Source organism: Kitasatospora nipponensis (assembly GCF_039528135.1).
Taxonomy (GTDB): domain Bacteria; phylum Actinomycetota; class Actinomycetes; order Streptomycetales; family Streptomycetaceae; genus Kitasatospora; species Kitasatospora nipponensis.
Window position 1 is genome coordinate 1 of record NZ_BAAALF010000421.1, and the last position, 1,803, is coordinate 1,803.

At 65.0% G+C, this 1,803-nt stretch carries 4 protein-coding genes; 3 read left to right on the forward strand and 1 reads right to left on the reverse strand.

Features of this window, described 5'->3' with window-relative positions; translation table 11 throughout:
* Nucleotides 1-22 precede the first annotated feature (22 nt).
* Nucleotides 23-163, forward strand: a complete 141-nt coding sequence (locus tag ABD323_RS40815; RefSeq protein ID WP_344447169.1) for a P27 family phage terminase small subunit — start codon at nt 23-25, stop codon at nt 161-163.
* 100 nt (nt 164-263) lie between these two features.
* Here the strand turns inward: ABD323_RS40815 and ABD323_RS46240 are convergent, their stop codons facing one another.
* Nucleotides 264-842: an XRE family transcriptional regulator gene (locus tag ABD323_RS46240; RefSeq protein ID WP_344370832.1), complete on the reverse strand. Its 579-nt coding sequence runs from the start codon at nt 840-842 to the stop codon at nt 264-266.
* Nucleotides 843-1,145: 303 nt separating this feature from the next.
* Between ABD323_RS46240 and ABD323_RS40825 the strand changes: the two genes are divergently transcribed.
* Both ABD323_RS40825 and ABD323_RS40830 read left to right on the forward strand, forming a co-directional pair.
* A complete protein-coding gene (locus ABD323_RS40825; RefSeq protein WP_344447167.1) occupies nt 1,146-1,436 on the forward strand; it encodes a hypothetical protein in 291 nt (96 codons plus the stop codon).
* A 113-nt stretch (nt 1,437-1,549) separates the two neighbouring features.
* Nucleotides 1,550-1,705 carry a hypothetical protein gene (locus ABD323_RS40830; RefSeq protein ID WP_344447168.1) on the forward strand — a complete coding sequence of 52 codons (156 nt, stop codon included), beginning with the start codon at nt 1,550-1,552 and terminating at the stop codon, nt 1,703-1,705.
* Nucleotides 1,706-1,803 lie beyond the last annotated feature (98 nt).

Consider the following 1,803-nt stretch of genomic DNA (forward strand, 5'->3'; position numbering starts at 1 on the left):
GGTGACCGCCGAGCGCGGGACTGTGAAGAACGGCGCCGCCACCATCGCTGCGCAATACCGTTCACAACTCGCACGCTACATCCGCGAATTGGGGCTCTCGCCGAGCGCGCGGGTCGCCATCGCCCCACCCGAACCGGACGACGACTCCGATATCTGGGACTGACCCGCAACCAGCATCACAACGGCCCCTGATCTACCTCCCCTAGCGGGCGGTGGGTCGGGGGCCGTTTCGGCATTTCCGGACCTTGACGTGCTGAGACGGTTCAGAGCGCGGGGGTTGCTCGTTCCCACAGTTCCTCGGCGTGGTCGGTGAATCGGGACCACATTCCGCCCTCCCCTGCGCCTCGCAGGTGCATGAGCGGTGAGTCGTGTCCGACGAGGCGGGCGAGATGTGGCGTCACCAGGGCGCTGTGGTCGAACCTGAACACGGACAGGCTCACGTGGTTCATCGCGTCTTCCGGGGCAGTGAACCGAGCTTCCACGCCCTCGACGGGCCCGAGCCGGTGCAGGTGCTCCAAGGTGATCCGGATGCGGGTGGAGACGGTGAGTGCCACGTCCTCGATGGCCTCGCGCTGACGCGTGACCTCCCCGGCAGGGTCACCCATGAGGAAGCGGACCCGGCAGCCTGCGGCGGCCTTGCGTCGGAGTGTCTCGACCAGGTTCGGTTGTTCGAGCCACAGGAAGTAGTTCGTATATCCGGCAAAGAAGAGTTCGGACTTCGCGCTTGTGATCAGCTCTCCCCATACAGAGGACGGGCATGCCGATCGGTACGGGTAGCTGCGGACGATCTCCCGATCTGACCCGGTCTTCAGTACGTCCCGAACTGCCTTCGGCCACAGCATAGTTGCGTCAACTCCCAGCGCCTGAGCGGCGTCCTCCCGGTTCCGCGCGTGGGGGATCAGGTCATCGTCCGACAGCCAGCGTTCGACCGTCTTGCCCGTCACTCCCACACGGCCCGCCAACTGGCGTGGCGTAAGACCAGCAGCGGACATAGCTGATCGTAGGGCAGTGTTCAAGTCATCCCCCATAGACGTTTGGGCGTTCTCTGACGCTACCGCCGGAACGCGCCAACTGTCTGGGCTATGGGCCTGATACGTCCGAAAGGGAGTGCCAACCTGGCGTCTCCACAGCGAGGGGAGCAGCCCATGTCGGTACTGCTGGGAAAGCGAACGACGACCGCCGTAACGGTGTCCATCGAGGGCATCACCGAGCCCGCCACGTTCAAGCATCTGCCGGACGCACTGGCGGGGTTGTGGGAGTCGCTGCGGGTGCTGCCGCTCGGCGCGGTGCAGGCGGACGCCTACCAGTACTTCCTGACCCGGCCGGATGCGGTGGAACGAGTGACGGAGTTTCTGACCCGTGACGGTCGTCTCGACCTGTCGTTCGCGCTGGTCGGCTGGTCCCATCTGGTGACGATTCAGCCGGCGGCGGCGTAGTGGCGTCGCCGCGCGAAGACGCCAAGGCACGAGCGCGGGAGATCGCCAAGGCGCTTCACATGTTGTACGGGCGTCCGCCCTCGATCACATGGACTGAGGAGGGGCACCTGCGGGTGTCTCTGCGGCTCACGGAGCAGCCTGACGAAGCGTTGACCATGGCCACACTGCGGGTGATGGAGCAGGGCGACAGGTACGGACACATCAACAGGCTTGATTGGCAAGCGATTTGGACCGACGTACATGTGAAGATGCCGGAGGAGAAGCAGTGAGTACAGTCGAGTTCTACCCGGACGGGTTCTGGGGCCTGCACTGGGAAGCAGCGGCACCGCCGGATGATGACGGAGACGTGGACGGGTTCGTGCTGGCC

Excerpts from the sequence above, each read along its gene's own strand:
- ABD323_RS40825 (WP_344447167.1), top strand. The coding sequence starts at position 1,146 with ATGTCGGTACTGCTGGGAAAGCGAACGACGACCGCCGTAACGGTGTCC.
- ABD323_RS46240 (WP_344370832.1), bottom strand. The coding sequence starts at position 842 with ATGCTGTGGCCGAAGGCAGTTCGGGACGTACTGAAGACCGGGTCAGAT.